At 75.7% G+C, this 15,901-nt stretch carries 16 protein-coding genes and 1 pseudogene; 15 read left to right on the forward strand and 2 right to left on the reverse strand.

Translation table 11 applies throughout. The features are described from left to right. The 7 genes and pseudogenes from AB0L74_RS12660 to kynU all read left to right on the forward strand — a co-directional run. Window positions 1–760 (forward strand): annotated as a pseudogene (locus AB0L74_RS12660) (serine/arginine repetitive matrix protein 1); the annotation flags it as partial. 49 nt (window positions 761–809) lie between these two features. Further along, entirely contained in the window at window positions 810–1,601 is a 792-nt protein-coding gene (locus AB0L74_RS12665; RefSeq protein ID WP_365649546.1) for an aldose 1-epimerase, read from the forward strand. A 10-nt stretch (window positions 1,602–1,611) separates the two neighbouring features. After that, entirely contained in the window at window positions 1,612–2,160 is a 549-nt protein-coding gene (gene pyrE, locus AB0L74_RS12670; protein WP_365649549.1) for an orotate phosphoribosyltransferase, read from the forward strand. 147 nt (window positions 2,161–2,307) lie between these two features. Further along, window positions 2,308–3,339, forward strand: a complete 1,032-nt coding sequence (fbaA, locus tag AB0L74_RS12675) for a class II fructose-bisphosphate aldolase (protein WP_365649552.1) — start codon at window positions 2,308–2,310, stop codon at window positions 3,337–3,339. Window positions 3,340–3,425: 86 nt separating this feature from the next. Continuing rightward, complete coding sequence (locus AB0L74_RS12680) at window positions 3,426–3,839, forward strand: DUF3151 domain-containing protein (protein ID WP_365649555.1); 414 nt, start codon at window positions 3,426–3,428, stop codon at window positions 3,837–3,839. Between the two features lie 155 nt (window positions 3,840–3,994). Continuing rightward, on the forward strand, window positions 3,995–4,861 hold the full coding sequence (locus AB0L74_RS12685) for a tryptophan 2,3-dioxygenase family protein (RefSeq protein ID WP_365649558.1): 867 nt from the start codon (window positions 3,995–3,997) through the stop codon (window positions 4,859–4,861). Then, entirely contained in the window at window positions 4,854–6,050 is a 1,197-nt protein-coding gene (gene kynU / locus AB0L74_RS12690; RefSeq protein WP_365649561.1) for a kynureninase, read from the forward strand. The genes AB0L74_RS12685 and kynU overlap by 8 nt, the downstream gene beginning before the upstream one ends. A gap of 41 nt (window positions 6,051–6,091) precedes the next feature. On the opposite strand, the gene AB0L74_RS12695 is transcribed toward kynU, so the two are convergent. After that, the gene (locus tag AB0L74_RS12695) at window positions 6,092–6,730 is read right to left on the reverse strand and encodes a TetR/AcrR family transcriptional regulator (protein WP_365649564.1); all 639 of its coding nucleotides are present in this window, start codon (window positions 6,728–6,730) and stop codon (window positions 6,092–6,094) included. Window positions 6,731–6,925: 195 nt separating this feature from the next. Between AB0L74_RS12695 and AB0L74_RS12700 the strand changes: the two genes are divergently transcribed. From AB0L74_RS12700 to AB0L74_RS12735, 8 genes are all read left to right on the forward strand, one after another. Then, window positions 6,926–7,837 (forward strand): alpha/beta hydrolase, encoded by a 912-nt coding sequence (locus AB0L74_RS12700; RefSeq protein ID WP_365649567.1) that lies wholly within the window; start codon window positions 6,926–6,928, stop codon window positions 7,835–7,837. A 175-nt stretch (window positions 7,838–8,012) separates the two neighbouring features. After that, window positions 8,013–9,002: an alpha/beta hydrolase gene (locus AB0L74_RS12705; RefSeq protein WP_365650054.1), complete on the forward strand. Its 990-nt coding sequence runs from the start codon at window positions 8,013–8,015 to the stop codon at window positions 9,000–9,002. Next, the gene (locus AB0L74_RS12710) at window positions 8,995–10,206 is read left to right on the forward strand and encodes an acyltransferase (RefSeq protein WP_365649570.1); all 1,212 of its coding nucleotides are present in this window, start codon (window positions 8,995–8,997) and stop codon (window positions 10,204–10,206) included. The genes AB0L74_RS12705 and AB0L74_RS12710 overlap by 8 nt, the downstream gene beginning before the upstream one ends. Then, window positions 10,199–11,581 (forward strand): sensor histidine kinase, encoded by a 1,383-nt coding sequence (locus tag AB0L74_RS12715; protein WP_365649572.1) that lies wholly within the window; start codon window positions 10,199–10,201, stop codon window positions 11,579–11,581. The genes AB0L74_RS12710 and AB0L74_RS12715 overlap by 8 nt, the downstream gene beginning before the upstream one ends. Then, the gene (locus AB0L74_RS12720) at window positions 11,578–12,267 is read left to right on the forward strand and encodes a response regulator transcription factor (RefSeq protein WP_365649574.1); all 690 of its coding nucleotides are present in this window, start codon (window positions 11,578–11,580) and stop codon (window positions 12,265–12,267) included. The genes AB0L74_RS12715 and AB0L74_RS12720 overlap by 4 nt, the downstream gene beginning before the upstream one ends. A gap of 93 nt (window positions 12,268–12,360) precedes the next feature. Continuing rightward, entirely contained in the window at window positions 12,361–13,725 is a 1,365-nt protein-coding gene (locus AB0L74_RS12725) for a histidine kinase (RefSeq protein ID WP_365649576.1), read from the forward strand. Next, window positions 13,722–14,387, forward strand: coding sequence for a response regulator transcription factor (locus AB0L74_RS12730; protein WP_365649578.1), 666 nt, complete (start codon window positions 13,722–13,724; stop codon window positions 14,385–14,387). Before AB0L74_RS12725 ends, AB0L74_RS12730 begins: the two co-directional genes overlap by 4 nt. 39 nt (window positions 14,388–14,426) lie before the next feature. Beyond that, a complete protein-coding gene (locus tag AB0L74_RS12735) occupies window positions 14,427–15,629 on the forward strand; it encodes a cytochrome P450 (protein WP_365649580.1) in 1,203 nt (400 codons plus the stop codon). Here the strand turns inward: AB0L74_RS12735 and AB0L74_RS12740 are convergent. Continuing rightward, entirely contained in the window at window positions 15,612–15,869 is a 258-nt protein-coding gene (locus tag AB0L74_RS12740; protein ID WP_365649582.1) for a hypothetical protein, read from the reverse strand. The two genes, AB0L74_RS12735 and AB0L74_RS12740, sit on opposite strands and share 18 nt — an antisense overlap. Window positions 15,870–15,901: the final 32 nt, after the last annotated feature.

Consider the following 15,901-nt stretch of genomic DNA (forward strand, 5'->3'; position numbering starts at 1 on the left):
CCGGGGCACGGGAGGCCTGTCCCGGCGGGACGACGGCACGTACGCCGTCGAGGCCGAGGCCACCGAGGCGCGCGGCACCGGCGCGGTCCGGCTCGCGCTGACGCTGCGGGTGTCGGACGCCGGGGGCGGCCGGGGCGGCTCCACCCTCGCCTTCACCGGGACGGCCACGGCGGACGGGCGCGTCACGGACCTGCCGGCGGAGGCGGTCGCCTCGGCCGCGACCCGGCTGCTGGACCGGTTCGCGGAGAACCTGGGCCATGCGGCGCGACCGCACCCGGAGACCGCCGAGACCCTGGCCACCGAGGACTTCGAACCCTCGGCCGCCGGCGACTTCGACGCCGCCCCGGACGCGGACGACGCCCCCGTCCCGCCCGCGAGCCCAGCCGAGCCCGCCGCCGGCCCGCCCCCGGGCGCCGCCTCCGTCTTCGACACCGAGGTCCCCCCCTCCTCCCTCGACCCCACCACCGACGACGAGGGCGTCGACGCCGGGGAGGACATCGGCGCCGGGCAGGACAGCGACGCGGGCGAGGACTTCCCCGACGCCGCCGAGCCGCCCGCCGAGGCCGCGCACGCCCGCCGCACGATGATCGGGCGCAGCGCCGAGGAGGTCGACCACGCCCCGCCGCGCGGCCGGTACGCCCCCGTCCCGGCGCCGCAGACGGTCACCGTGTCCACCTCCCTGCGCTGGGCGGCCCCGGCCGCCGCGCTGGTGGTGGCGTCGGCGATCGTGGTGGGCCGCGTGCTGCGCAGGCGCCGCTGAAGCCCGCGTACCGGGTGAGGCCGCCCGGCGGCCCCAGTAGGGTCGTGCCGTGACCATCGAACCCATCACGCTGACCGCGGGCGACGCGGAGGCGACCGTGCTGCCGGGCAACGGCGGCCGGATCGGCGGGCTCCGCGTCGGCGGCACCGAACTGCTCCGCCAGGGCGACCGCTACGGCTGCTTCCCGATGGTGCCCTGGTGCGGCCGGATCCGCGAGGGCCGCTTCCGGGACGGCGCCGTCGTCCACCGGATGCCGCTGAACTCCCCGCCGCACGCCATCCACGGCACCGCCCGCGACGGCGCCTGGCGCACCGCCCGCGCCTCGGGTCGCGAGGCGGTCCTCACCCACGACCTGACCGACCCCTGGCCCTACCCCGGCCGGGTCACCCAGGTCGTCACGCTCGCCGAGGACGCGCTGACGCTGACGATGGCGATCGAGACGTACGAGTCGTCGTTCCCGGCGCAGATCGGCTGGCACCCCTGGTTCAACCGCGCCCTCGGCGGCGGCGAGGGCGTGCGGATCGACTTCGCCCCCGCCTGGCAGGAGGAGCGCGGCGAGGACCACCTGCCCACCGGCCGGCGCGTCGACCCCCGGCCCGGCCCCTGGGACGACTGCTTCGGCATGCCCGGCGGCGTCGACGTCACCCTCACCTGGCCCGGTCGGCTGGAGCTGAAGGTGACCAGCCCCGAGGAGTGGGTGGTGGTCTACGACGAGCAGGAGGCCGCCGTGTGCGTGGAGCCGCAGACCGGCCCGCCGAACGGGCTGAACACCGCGCCGCGCCTGGTCACGCCGCTGGAGCCGCTGGAGGCCACGACGGTCTGGAGCTGGCGGCGGCTTTAAGCTGGCCGGTATGACGGACGTACGCGGCGCGCTGCTGCAGCAGATCAAGGACAAGGCCGTGGTGCACGGCAAGGTGACCCTCTCCTCGGGCCTGGAGGCCGACTACTACGTCGACCTGCGCCGCATCACCCTGGACGGCGAGGCCGCGCCGCTGGTCGGCCAGGTGCTGCTGGACCTGACCGGGGAGCTGGAGTTCGACGCGGTGGGCGGCCTGACCATGGGCGCCGACCCGGTCGCCGCCGCGATGCTGCACGCCGCCGCCGCCCGCGGGCGGAAGCTGGACGCCTTCGTGGTCCGCAAGGCCGCCAAGGCGCACGGCCTCCAGCGCCGTGTCGAGGGCCCGGACATCGCCGGCCGCCGCGTCCTGGTCGTCGAGGACACCTCCACCACCGGCGGCTCGCCGCTGACCGCCGTCGAGGCGGTGCGCGAGGCCGGTGCCGAGGTGGTGGCCGTGGCCACCATCGTCGACCGGGCGACCGGCGCCGCCGAGAAGATCCAGGAGGGCGCGGGGGTGCCGTACCTGTACGCCTACTCCAAGGACGAGCTGGGCCTGGACTGAGGGCCTCGCCGGGGGCCCCGCCGAGGTCCGCTCGGAGGTTTCCGGTTCGTCTGGAAAGATGGGGCCGACGATGACGTCGCCCCAAGGTCTAGGTCAGGGCCGTAAGCACGCACCACACAGCCCACCCGCACATACAAGGAGCGGACAATGCCCATCGCAACTCCCGAGGTCTACAACGAGATGCTGGACCGGGCGAAGGCAGGCAAGTTCGCCTACCCGGCCATCAACGTGACCTCCTCCCAGACCCTGCACGCGGCGCTGCGCGGTTTCGCGGAGGCGGAGAGCGACGGCATCATCCAGATCTCCACCGGCGGTGCCGAGTTCCTGGGCGGCCAGCACAACAAGGACATGGTGACCGGCGCGGTCGCCCTGGCCGAGTTCGCGCACATCGTCGCCGAGAAGTACGACATCAACGTGGCCCTGCACACGGACCACTGCCCCAAGGACAAGCTGGACGGGTACGTCCGCCCGCTGCTGGCGCTCTCCGAGAAGCGCGTCCAGGCCGGGCTGAACCCGCTGTTCCAGTCCCACATGTGGGACGGCTCCGCCGAGACCCTCGCCGACAACCTGGCCATCGCGCGGGAGCTGCTGCCCCGCGCCGCCGCCGCGAAGATCATCCTCGAGGTCGAGATCACCCCGACCGGCGGCGAGGAGGACGGCGTCACCCACGAGATCAACGACTCCCTCTACACGACCGTCGAGGACGCCATCCGCACCGCCGAGGCCCTGGGCCTGGGCGAGCAGGGCCGCTACCTGCTGGCCGCCTCCTTCGGCAACGTCCACGGCGTGTACAAGCCGGGCAACGTCGTGCTCCGCCCCGAGCTGCTGAAGCAGCTGAACGACGGCGTCGCCGCCAAGTTCGGCCGCCCCGCCGACAGCAAGCCGTTCGACTTCGTCTTCCACGGCGGCTCCGGCTCCACGGTGGAGGAGATCCACACCGCGCTGGAGAACGGCGTGGTCAAGATGAACATCGACACCGACACCCAGTACGCCTTCACGCGTCCGGTCGTCGACCACATGTTCAAGAACTACGACGGCGTGCTGAAGGTCGACGGCGAGGTCGGCGCGAAGAAGACCTACGACCCGCGGACCTGGGGCAAGCTCGCCGAGGCCGGCATGGCCCAGCGGGTCACCGAGGCCTGCCAGAGCCTGCGCTCGGCCGGTACGAAGATCAAGTAACGGCTCCCGCCGCACGGGCCGCGACGCCCGGCCGTACCGTTCGCCGGTACGGCCGGGCGTCGCGCGTTGCGGCGATACTGGTCCCCATGGCCATTCACGAGAACCTGCTCGGGGGACCGCCCCCGACCCACCTGCCCGACGACCCCGAGCCGCGCGAGCTGCTGGCGAACGGCACGGCTCCCGCCGACGTCGCCGCCCGGTACCCGGCCTCCTCGCTCGCCTGGGCCCAGCTGGCCGACGAGGCGTTCGAGCGGGGCGGCGCCGTGGAGTCGTACGCCTACGCCCGCACCGGCTACCACCGGGGCCTGGACGCGCTGCGCCGCAGCGGCTGGAAGGGCCACGGCCCGGTGCCCTGGGAGCACGAGCCGAACCGCGGCTTCCTGCGCGCCCTGCACGCCCTGGCCCGCGCCGCGCGGGCGATCGGCGAGAAGGAGGAGTACGAGCGCTGCTCCCAGTTCCTGCGGGACTCCTCGCAGACGGCCGCCGAGGTACTGGGCTGATCCGCCGGTCCTCCGTTGCCCGTGGGCCCGCCTGTGCACAGGCGGGCCTTGCGGTTTCCTGGGACGATTGCGGAGGATGCCCGTGGGGACCGGGGCCCCCGTGCCGGTAACGGCAGGGGCGGACCGCTACCCGGAGTGCACAGCAGGAGACAGCGATGTCCCAACAGGCTCACGACATCCCTCAGGACCCGAAGAACCCTGAGACCCACGAGCCCGAGACCCCGCATCTCGACTTCGACGGCACGACGCCGTACGAGGACTACGTCAAGGCGGACGTGCTCACCCACCTCCAGCACACCCTCTCCGACGATCCCGGGGAGATGGTCTTCCTGGTGACCACCCAGGTGATGGAGCTGTGGTTCACCGTCATCGTCCACGAGTGGGAGACCGCCGCCCGCGCCCTGCGCGAGGACCGGGTGCGGCCCGCGATCGACGCGCTGAAGAGGTCGGTACGGGAACTGGAGGCGCTCAACGCCTCCTGGAAGCCGCTCGGCCAGCTCACGCCCGCGCAGTTCAACTCCTACCGGGGCGCCCTCGGCGAGGGCTCCGGCTTCCAGTCGGCGATGTACCGGCGCCTGGAGTTCCTGCTCGGCGAGAAGTCCGCGGCCATGCTCGTCCCGCACCGCGGCAGCCCGCGCGTCCACGCCGAGCTGGAGAAGGCGCTGCACGAGCCGAGCCTGTACGACGAGGTCCTGCGGCTGCTCGCCCGGCGCGGCCACGCCATCCCGGACGCGGTGCTCAGCCGCGACCTGACCCGGCGCTACGAGCCCTCGCCCGAGGTGGAGGCCGCCTGGACGGCCGTCTACGAGGGCGACCAGAACGGCGAGCTGGCCCGGCTCGGCGAGGCGCTGACCGACGTCGCCGAGCTGGTGTGGCGCTGGCGCAACGACCACCTCGTCGCCACCCGCCGCGCGATGGGCGCCAAGACCGGCACGGGCGGCTCCGCCGGGGTGGCCTGGCTGGAGAAGCGGGCGCAGAAGAGCGTCTTCCCCGAGCTGTGGACGGCGCGGTCGTATGTCTGACCTCATGAGGAAGGCCGGGGAACTGGACGCCGCCGATCCGCTCGGCGCCCTGCGCGCCCGGTTCGTCCTGGACGACGCGGTGTACCTGGACGGCAACTCGCTGGGCGCGCTCCCGGCCAACGTCCCCGCCGCCGTGGACGACGTGGTGCGCCGCCAGTGGGGCGAGCTGCGCATCCGCTCCTGGGAGGAGAGCGGCTGGTGGACCGCGCCCGAGCGGATCGGCGACCGGATCGCCCCGCTGGTCGGGGCGGCCCCCGGGCAGATCGTCGTGGGCGACTCCACCAGCGTCAACGTGTTCAAGGCGCTGGTCGCGGCGGTGCGGATGGCCGGGGAGGGGCGGGACGAGATCCTCGTCGACGCCACGACCTTCCCGACCGACGGCTACATCGCCGGGTCGGCGGCCCGGCTGACCGGCCGCACGCTGCGGCCGGTGGCCCCGGCCGAGGTGCCGGCCGCGCTCGGGGAGCGCACCGCCGCCGTGCTGCTCAACCACGTCGACTACCGCACCGGGCGGCTGCACGACCTGCCCGCGCTCACGGCCGCCGTCCACGCGGCGGGGGCGTACGCCGTGTGGGACCTGTGCCACAGCGCGGGCGCGCTGCCGGTCGGACTGGACGAGCACGGCGTCGACCTGGCGGTCGGCTGCACCTACAAGTACCTCAACGGCGGCCCCGGGTCGCCCGCCTACCTGTATGTGCGCCGCGACCTCCAGACCCGCTTCGACTCGCCGCTGCCCGGCTGGACCTCGCACGCCGAGCCGTTCGGCATGCGCGCCGCCTACGAGCCGGCCTCCGGCGCTCCGCGCGGCCGGGTCGGCACCCCGGACATCCTCTCCATGCTCGCCCTGGAGGCGGCGCTGGAGGTGTGGGACGGGGTCTCCGTCGAGGCGGTGCGGGCCAAGTCGCTGGCGCTGACGGACTTCTTCGAGGAGTGCGTGCGCGCGTACGCCCCGCCGGGGCGGGTGGAGTCGGTGACCCCGGCGGCGCACGCCGAGCGCGGCAGCCAGGTCGCCCTGCGCTGCGACGACGTCGGTGACGTCATGAAGCGGCTGATCGAGCGGGGCGTGGTCGGCGACTTCCGCGCCCCGGACGTGCTGCGCTTCGGCTTCACCCCGCTGTACGTCGGGTTCGCGGACGTGGAGCGGGCGGCCCGGGTGCTGGGGGAGGTGCTCGGAGAGGTGCTCGCGTAGGCCGGTGGCCCCGCCGGGCGGCCCACGGCCGCTTTTCGGGGTCACGCGGGGGGCGGCCCGGCATCCGGTGCCGGGTCCCCGGTGACGTACACCCCGGCCGCCGCGGCGGCGAAGGCGGCGCGGGCCGCGCGGTCCGCGGCGGCCCGGTCCGGGGCCTCGCCGGTGGTGAGCAGCGTGTAGTACAGCGGGGCGGACACCGCGCGGACCACCGCCGCCGGGTCCGTGCCCGCGGGCAGCTCCCCGCGCGCCACGCCCTGTTCGACGCAGGGTGCCCACTCGGCCACCCGCACCTCGTAGAACCGCCGCAGCGCCCGCGCCGTCCGGGGGTCGCAGGCCGCGGCGGCGATGACCGCGCGGAACAGGGCGCCCTGCCGTGGGTCGGCGAGGGTCCGCCGGACGAGGTCCGCGTTGGCGCTCAGGTCGCCGAGGACGGAGCCGGTCTCGGTACGGGGCAGCGACTGCTCGGCCATGTCCGCCAGGAGGTCGGCCACCAGGCCGGTCACCGAGCCCCAGCGCCGGTACACGGTCGTCTTGCCGACCTCGGCCCGCCGCGCGACGTCGGCCAGGTCGAGCCGGTCCAAGCCCTGCTCGGCCAGCACGTCGCCGGCCGCGCGCAGCACGGCGGCACGGACACGGGCGGTACGTCCGCCGGGACGTACGGTGCCGGGTTCGGCGGGCATCTCGGCCTCCTCCAGGTGAGCCAGGGCCCCGGTGCCGGGTACCCCGCCAGCGTAACGGCACAAAGGGACCGTTTAACCCTCACCCAGCGTGACATCCCCGTATCCGCGCACGTCACCGGCCTGGTACCGTCCCGCCAACGGCCGAAGTCCCGACCCCGGTCCGCCAACGCCGTGATGTCGCTGAGAGGTTGGAGCATGCCGGACGCCGCAGCACCGCAGAACGCCGCCGTCCCCGCCGGCGACCCGGCGGCCCGCGCCGCCGCGGAGGAGAAGTCGGCCTTCTCGCACCCGGCGGCGGCCCCCGACGCCACCGCCGCCTACGGCGGCCACCCCGACCAGGTGATCGACTTCTACGCCCCGCGCGGCCCGGCGGCCCCCGGCGGCCCGGCCCCCGTGGTGGCGGTCCTGCACGGCGGTGCCTGGCGGGCCCCGTACGACCGCCGCCACGTCAGTCCGTTCGCCGCCTTCCTGGCCCGCCGGGGCTTCGCCGTCGCCAGCGTGGAGTACCGCAGGGGAGCGGTGGACGCGGGCGGTGGCGCACCGGTCGCGGGGCGCTGGCCCGACACCTTCGACGACGTGGCCGCCGCCCTCGACGCGCTCCCCGGGCTCGTCCGCCGCTGCCTGCCGCGGGCCGACCCGGGGCGCACGGTGCTCACCGGTCATTCGGCGGGCGGCCATCTCGCCCTGTGGGCGGCGGCCCGGCACGTCCTGCCCGAGGGCGCCCCCTGGCGCACCGACGGGCCGCCGCCGCTGCGCGGCGTGGTCGCCCTCGCCCCGATCGCCGACTTCGCCCTCGCCGACGAGCTCGGCGTGTGCGGCGGCGCGGTGCGGCAACTCCTCGGCGGCGACGAGGGGTTCGCCCGGCACCGGCCGTACGCCGACCCGGCGCTGCTGCTGCCCACCGGCATCGCGACCACCCTCGTCCAGGGCCGCGCCGACATCGACGTGCCGCAGGCGGTCGCCGAGGCGTACGCGGACGCGGCGGCCGGGGCGGGCGAGGTGGTGGGCGTCACGCTCCTGGAGGACGTCGGCCACTTCCCGCTCATCGACCCGGCGGCGGACGCCTGCGCGGTGGTCGCGGAGGAGATCGCGCAACTGGCGTGGTGACCGGCGCCCCGGGCGCCCCGGCACGCACGGTCCCGGGCCGACGTCATACCTGAGAGCCACCTCGCGGAAGAGCTCTCCGGCGGGACGCCGACGACGCCGCCCGCTCCGTACCTTCCTTCCCGGCGGGCCCGAGGGGCGGGCGCCGGAAGGGAGGGCGGCGATGCGGCCGGAGACGATGGCGGGCGGGACGCGGCGGGGCGGGGGGCGCGGCAGAGGCAGACCGCGCCGCACCGTGTGCGCGGCACTCGTCGCCGGTGCCCTGGTGCTGCCCCTGTCGGCCGCCGCGCAGCCCCGGATCCCGGCCCCGGCACCCGCCGCGTCCGCGCCGGCCACGGCGGCCGCGCTGGACGAGGCGTACGCGGCCCACCGGGCGGGCGCGGCCGAGGCGGCCCGGATGGCCGCCGCCCACGGCGACCACCACCGGGCCGCGGCGGACCGTGCGCTGGCCGCGCCCGCCCGGCAGCTGCTCGCCTTCGACGGCCGCGGCGCCGGCCGGGCCACCGAGGTCCTCGGCGACCTGGCCCGCGCCCGCCACGTCGCCGTCCTGGTCCCCGGCTCCGACACCGGCCTCGACACCTACGGCCGTTTCCGCGCCGCCGCCGTCGCCCTGTACGACCGGCTCCGGGCGCGGGCCCCCGAGGGCACCCGTGTCGCGGTCGTGGCCTGGCTCGGCTACGAGACGCCCGGCACGGTGAGCGGCGCGGTCGCCACGACCGGCCGCGCCGAGCGGGCGGCACCCCGCCTGCGCGCCCTGGTCCGGCAACTGCGCGGCATCACCGGCCCCCGGGCACACCTGTCGCTGCTGTGCCACTCCTACGGCTCCGTGGTCTGCGCCCGCGCCGCCGCCGGTCTGGACGTCGGCGACATCGCCCTCGTCGGCAGCCCCGGCACCGGCGCCGACCGGGCCGCGGACCTGCGCAGCCCCGCCCGCCTCTGGGCGGCGCGCGGCACCGGCGACTGGGTGGAGCACGTGCCCCATGTGCGCGCCCGCCTGTTCGGCACCACCGTCGGCTTCGGCACCGACCCCGTCTCCGGGCGCTTCGGGGCCCGGGTCTTCGCCGCCGGCGACGGCGGGCACAGCGACTACTTCGCCCCCGGCTCCCGCTCCCTGGCCAACCTGGCGCGGATCGCGCTGGGCGAGACGGCGGAGGTGTCCCGTGCCTGAGCTTCGCGGCCCGCGCGGTGCGCGGCAGGCCCTGCGGCGGGGCGCGGCGCGTCTCGACGCCGCCACCCCCGAGGGCCGGGACCGCGCCCTCGACGCCCTGCGCGCCGCCGCGATCCTCGGCGTCGTCGTCGGGCACTGGCTGGTGACGGCGCTGGTCGCCGACGGCCGCGGCCTGCGCGGGGCCGGCCCGCTCGCGCACATGCCGTGGCTGGCGCCCGTCTCCTGGGCCTTCCAGACCCTCGCCGTGTTCTTCCTGGTCGGCGGGCACGTCGCCACCCGGGGGTACGCCTCGGCCCGCGCCCGCGGCACCTCCTACGGCGGCTGGCTGGCCGCCCGCCTGTCCCGGCTGTTCCGGCCGGTCGCCGCCCTCCTCGCCCTGTGGACCGTCACGGCGGCGGCGCTGCTGCTCCTGGCCGGCGCGGAGTTCACCACCGTCCGCACGCTGGTCAAGCTGGCCCTGTCCCCGCTGTGGTTCCTGCTGGTCTTCGCCGCGCTGACGGCGGCCACCCCGCTGCTGTCCCGGCTGCACCCGCTGTGGCCGCTGGCCGTCGTCCTCCACGTGGACCTGCTGCGCTTCGGCTTCGGCGCCCCGTCCTGGCTGGGCTGGGCCAACCTGCTCGCGGGCTGGCTGGTGCCGTACACCCTGGGCGCCGCCTGGGCCCGCGGCGAGCCGGACCGCCGCCGCGCGGGCGTGACCCTGCTCCTCGGCGGTACGGCGGCCACCGCGGCGCTGGTCGCCTGGGCCGGTTACCCGGCCTCGATGGTCGGCGTCCCCGGCGCGGAGATCTCCAACCTCAACCCGCCGACGCTGGCCGCCGTCACCTTCGGCCTGGCCCAGTGCGGGCTGGCGCTGCTGCTGCGCGAGCGGCTGCGGCGCGCGATGCGGCGCCCGGTGGCGTGGGCGGGGGTGGCCCTGGTCAACCTGTCCGCGATGACGGTCTTCCTCTGGCACCAGACGGCCCTGATGGCGACGACCGCCCTGGGCCTGACCGCCGGCCGCCTGCCCGGCCTGCACACCCCGCCCGACGGCCCGGGCTGGGTCGCGGCCCGGCTGCTGTGGCTGCCGGTCTTCGCCGTCGCCCTGGCGGGCTGCCTGGCGGCGTTCCGGGGCTTGGAGCACGGCGGCGGGCCCGGCCGCTCGCGCGTGGTCCTGCGCCACCGCCCGGCGCGACGCGGCGCGACCCGGGGGACGCACCATGTCTAGGGTGGACCAGGCGAGGGGGACGCGGAGGGGGAACCGGAACGTGGACGTGAGCCGTGCCGTGCGCGGGCTGCGAGTGCTGCGCGAGGACCTGTGGACCGTACGGGCCGATCCGCTGCCACCGGCCGCGCGGCTGCGGTGGCTGCCGCACGGGATCGTGTGCCTGGCCGCCTTCGGGGTACTGGCCGGCGGGCTGGCCCAGTTGGAGGACAACGGGGAGCTGGACCTCGGGTACGCCTTCGCGGTCGCCCTCGGCCAGGCCGGGGCCATGGTGCTCGCGCTCCGGCGGCCGGTCCCGGCGTGGTGGCTGTCGACGGCGGCCACGGTGCTGGGGGCGGCGGGGCTGCACCACCTGCTGCTGTCCGGCGTGGTGCGGAACTTCACCTGGCCCTGGACCGCGGCCGGGATCATCGCCCATCTGGTCGTCCTGCTGCTGCTCGCCCTGCGCGTCCGCACCCGCGTGGCCGCCGAGGCGCTCGCCCTCACCGCGCTGGTCACCTACGTCCTCCAGGGCCTGTGGGGCGCCGCGGGCTACCAGTCCACCGGCGTGGTCGCCGTGGCCCTGTCCGCCGTCGCGGTGGTGGTCGGCACCGCCCTGCGGGGCCGCCGCGAGGCGCGCGCCGAACTCGGCCGGCAGGCCACGCTCACCGCCGAGGAACGCGCCCGCCGCACCCTGCTGGAGGAACGCAGCCGCATCGCGCGCGAGCTGCACGACGTGGTCGCCCACCACATGTCCGTCATCTCCATCCAGGCGCAGGTCGCCCCGCACCTGGTGAAGGACCCGCCCGAGGAGCTCAAGGAGAACCTGGCGGGCATCCGGCACAACGCGCTGGAGGCGCTGACCGAACTGCGCCGCGTGCTGGGCGTGCTGCGCTCGGAGCAGCCCGGGGAGGAGGGCACCGCGGAATCCGCCGCCCGGCCCGGCGCCGGCGCCGAGGCGCACGCCCCGCAGCCCACCCTGGACCGGCTCGACGCGCTGGTGGAGAACACCCGGGCGGCCGGCCTGACCGTGGCCAAGACGGTCACCGGCGAGGTCCGGGACCTGCCGCCCGGGGTGGAGCTGTCGGCGTACCGGATCGTGCAGGAGGCGCTGAGCAACGTCCTGCGGCACGCGCCCGGCGCGAGCGCCGAGGTCCGCGTCGACCACGTGGCGCGGGGGCTGCGGGTGGAGGTCGCCAACACGCCTCCCACGCGCGCGGCGCCGCCGTCCCCCGGCGCGGGCCACGGGCTGCTCGGCATGCGCGAGCGGGCGGCCATGCTCGGCGGCACCCTGTCGGCGGGGCCGCTGCCGGACGGCGGCTACCGGGTCACCGCGTTCCTGCCCGCCGACGCCACCGATCTCTCCGCCCCCCACTCCCTCGAGGACGGCACCGCATGACGAGCAGCGACCCCATCCGCCCCATCCGGGTACTGATCGCCGACGACCAGCAGATGGTCCGCCAGGGCTTCACCGTGCTGCTCGACGCCCAGCCCGACATCGAGGTGGTAGGCCAGGCGGTGCACGGACTGGACGCCGTCGCCCGGGTCGCCGAACTCGCCCCGGACGTCGTGCTGATGGACATCCGCATGCCCGAGCTGGGCGGCATCGAGGCCACCCGCCGCATCACCGGCGCCCACCCGGACATCCGGGTGCTGGTGCTGACCACCTTCGACCTCGACGAGTACGTCTACGAGGCACTGCGCGCCGGCGCCTCCGGCTTCCTGCTCAAGGACGCCTCCGCCGAGCAGCTCGCCGAGGCGGTCCGGGTGGTGGCCGCCGGGGACGCGCTGCTCTCGCCCGGCATCACCCGCCGCCTGATCGCCGAGTTCTCCCGGCTCGGCGGCGACCGCCCGCACACCCCGCCGAAGGAACGCGTCGGCGGGCTGACCGAGCGGGAGACCGAGGTCCTCGCCCTCATCGCCGGCGGCCTGTCGAACGCGGAGATAGCCGAGCGCCTCGTCGTCGCCGAGCAGACGGTCAAGACGCACGTGGGCCGCATCCTGGTGAAGCTGGGGCTGCGGGACCGGACCCAGGCGGCGGTGTTCGCCTACGAGTCGGGACTGGTCCGGCCGTCCGGGTACTGACCGGGAGGCGGCCCGCGTAGTACTTGAGAGGGACCCGGCGGAACCGTCTCACAGGTGACGACCGGGCCGCCGTACCGGCCTACCGTTGCCGACGTGACCGAGACGACGACGCAGAAGCAGCCGATACCGCCGCGCGGCGAGTTCGGCGCGTACCAGCCGCGCAGCCCGGAGTTCCGGGCCGCCGCCGACGCACTGCGGGGCCTGCGCCAGGAGCTGTTCCACGACGCGTTCGCCTACCGCCCGCTGCCCCGGGCGGCCGCCACCGGGCGGGCGGCCCGGCTGCTTCCCGGCCGGCTGCGGCCCGGTGCGGCCTACGCCCCGCACCTGGCGGTGGGGCTGGCCGTCCTGGTGGCGTTCTGGGCCGGATCCGTGGCCAGCGGCACCTCCCAGGGCCCGTTCGCCCTGCTGCGCGGGCTGCTGTGCGCGGTGCCGGTGGCGGTGACGCTGTTCCGCCCGGTCGGCGCGTTCTGGCTGTCCATGGCGTCGACCCCGGTGGTGGCGGGCCTGGGCAGCGAGTCGTCGGGTGACTGGCCGTGGCTGCCCGGCAGCTTCGTCTGCCATCTCGTGGTCCTGGTCGTCGTGGCCCTGCGCACCCGGCCGCGCACGGCCGCCTGGATGTGGATCGTGACGGCCGCCTACGCCTTCGCCGTGGGGGTCGTGCTCGGCTGGGGGTACTACGACTCCAACACCGCGCCCATGCTGTTCGTCTCCGCGCTGGCCCTGCTGGCGGCCGCCGTCTGGCACATCCGCCGCGACGCCCGCCGCGAGGTGACCGCCCAGCGGACCGTCACCGCGCACGAGCGCTCCCGGCGCACCCTGCTGGAGGAGCGCACCACCATCGCCCGCGAGCTGCACGACGTGGTCGCCCACCACATGTCGGTGGTCGCCATCCAGGCCGAGGCCGCCCCCTACCGGGTGCAGAACCCGCCGCCGGAGCTGGAGCGGGCCTTCGCCACCATCCGCGAGAACGCGGTGGCGGCCCTCACCGAACTGCGCCGCGTCCTGGGCGTCGTACGCGCCGAGGACTACGAGGCCCCCCAGGACCCGCAGCCCACCCTCGCCGACCTGGACGGACTGCTCGCCAACGTGCGGGACGCGGGCCTGAGCGTGGAGAAGGCGGTCACCGGAGCGGTCCGGGACCTGCCGCCCGGGGTGGAGCTGTCGGCGTACCGGATCGTGCAGGAGGCCCTCAGCAACACCCTGCGGCACGCGCCCGGCGCGAGCGCCCGCGTGGAGATCTCCTACGTCCTCGGCGGCCTGGGCCTGCGCGTCGTCAACGGCCCGGTGCCCGCCCCGTCCCTCGTCAAGCCCTCGACCGGCGCCGGGCACGGCATCACCGGCATGCGGGAGCGGGTGTCCATGCTGGACGGCGAGATGACGGCGGGCCCGGCGGACGACGGGGGCTACGAGGTGGCGGTGTTCCTGCCGGTCGCCACCGTGAGCGACGGTGGCGCATGACCATCCGCGTGCTGATCGCGGACGACCAGATGATGGTGCGCGAAGGCTTCTCCGTCCTGCTGAACGCGATGCCGGACATCGAGGTCGCCGGCGAGGCGGTCGACGGCCGCGAGGCGGTGGACAAGGTCCGCGAACTGGCCCCCGACGTCGTCCTGATGGACATCCGCATGCCCGGGCTGAACGGCATCGAGGCCACCCGGGAGATCGTCGCCGCTGACGTCACCGCGAAGGTGCTGGTCCTGACCACCTTCGACCTCGACGAGTACGTCTACCAGGCGCTGCGCGCGGGCGCCTCCGGCTTCCTGCTGAAGGACGCCTCGGCCCGCCGGCTCGCGGACGGGGTCCGGGTGGTGGCCTCCGGTGAGGCCCTGCTGGCGCCCTCGGTCACCAAACGCCTGATCACCGAGTTCTCCCGGCTCGCCGGCACCCCGCGCCGGCCGGGCCCCGCCCCGGCGGCGTACGGCGAGCTGACCGAGCGGGAGACGGAGGTGCTGGTCCTGATCGCGCAGGGCCTGTCCAACGCGGAGATCGCCGGGCGGCTGGTGGTCGCCGAGTCGACCGTCAAGACCCACGTCAGCCGCATCCTGGTCAAGCTGGGGCTGCGGGACCGGACGCAGGCGGCGGTGTTCGCGTACGAGGCGCGGCTGGTGACGCCCGGCTGACCCTGGCCGGGCCCGGGGCCGGACGGGTAGCGTCCGGTCATGGCCGCCTTCGACCCGTGGGACCCCGCGTTCGTCGCCGACCCCTACCCCGCCTACGCCGAGCTGCGGGCCCGGGGACGCGCGCACCGCTACGAGCCGACCGGCCAGTGGCTCGTCCCGCACCACGCGGACGTCTCCGCGCTGCTGCGGGACCGCCGCCTGGGCCGCACCTATCTGCACCGCTTCACGCACGAGGAGTTCGGCCGCACCCCGCCGCCCCCGGAGCACGAGCCGTTCCACACCCTCAACGACCACGGCATGCTCGACCTGGAGCCGCCGGACCACACCCGGATCCGCCGCCTGGTGTCGAAGGCGTTCACGCCGCGCACGGTGGAGCGGCTCGTGCCGTATGTGCGCGGCCTCGCCGACGAACTGGTGTCCGGCCTGGCCGAGGCGGGCGGCGGCGACCTGCTGACGGACGTGGCGGAGCCGCTGCCGGTCGCGGTGATCGCCGAGCTGCTGGGGATCCCCGGGGCCGACCGGGCGGCGCTGCGGCCGTGGTCGGCGGACATCTGCGGCATGTACGAGCTGAACCCCTCCGAGGAGGCGGCACGCCGGGCGGTCCGCGCGTCGGTGGAGTTCTCGGACTATCTGCGCGAGCTGATCGCCGCGCGGCGCGAGAAGCCCGGCGAGGACCTGATCTCCGCCCTGATCGCGGCCCACGACGAGGACGACCGCCTCACCGAGCAGGAGATGGTCTCCACCTGCGCCCTGCTGCTGAACGCGGGCCACGAGGCCACCGTGAACGCCACGGTCAACGGCTGGTGGACCTTGTTCCGCAACCCCGCCCAGCTCGCCGCCCTGCGCGCCGACCACGCCCTGGTCCCCTCGGCCGTGGAGGAGCTGCTGCGCTACGACACCCCCCTCCAGCTCTTCGAACGCTGGGTCCTGGAGGACATCGAGATCGACGGCACGGTCATCCCGCGCGGCGCGGAACTCGCCCTCCTCTTCGGCTCCGCCAACCACGACCCGGCGGTCTTCACCGACCCCGGCCGTCTGGATGTGACCCGCCGCGACAACCCCCACGTCTCCTTCAGCGCCGGCCTCCACTACTGCGTCGGCGCCCCGCTCGCCCGCATCGAGCTGGCCGCGACGATGACGGCGCTGCTGGAGCGGGCCCCGGCCCTCTCCCCGGCGGCGGAACCGGAACGCAGGCCGAACTTCGTCATCCGGGGGCTGACGGGGCTACCGGTGTCGCTCTGAGCGCCGCCTCCGGCTCAGCAGGTACGCGACCAGCCCCCAGGCGAGCGCGGGCAGGACGGCACCGGCGACGGCGACGAGGGGCAGTTCGGTCCACAGGACACCGTAGTCGGTGCCCTCGCCCTCGAAGCCGTTGCCGAGGTGGCGCCGCGTGCGGCCGGAGGTCCCCCACCACAGCGTCGCCACCGTGGCGCCGGCCGCCGACAGCAGGCATCCGCCGCAGGTCATCGCGTCCCTCGTCACGACCGGGGAGGACGCCCCCGCACCGGCCGCGG

The organism is Streptomyces sp. NPDC052020, assembly GCF_040680575.1.
Classification (GTDB): domain Bacteria; phylum Actinomycetota; class Actinomycetes; order Streptomycetales; family Streptomycetaceae; genus Streptomyces.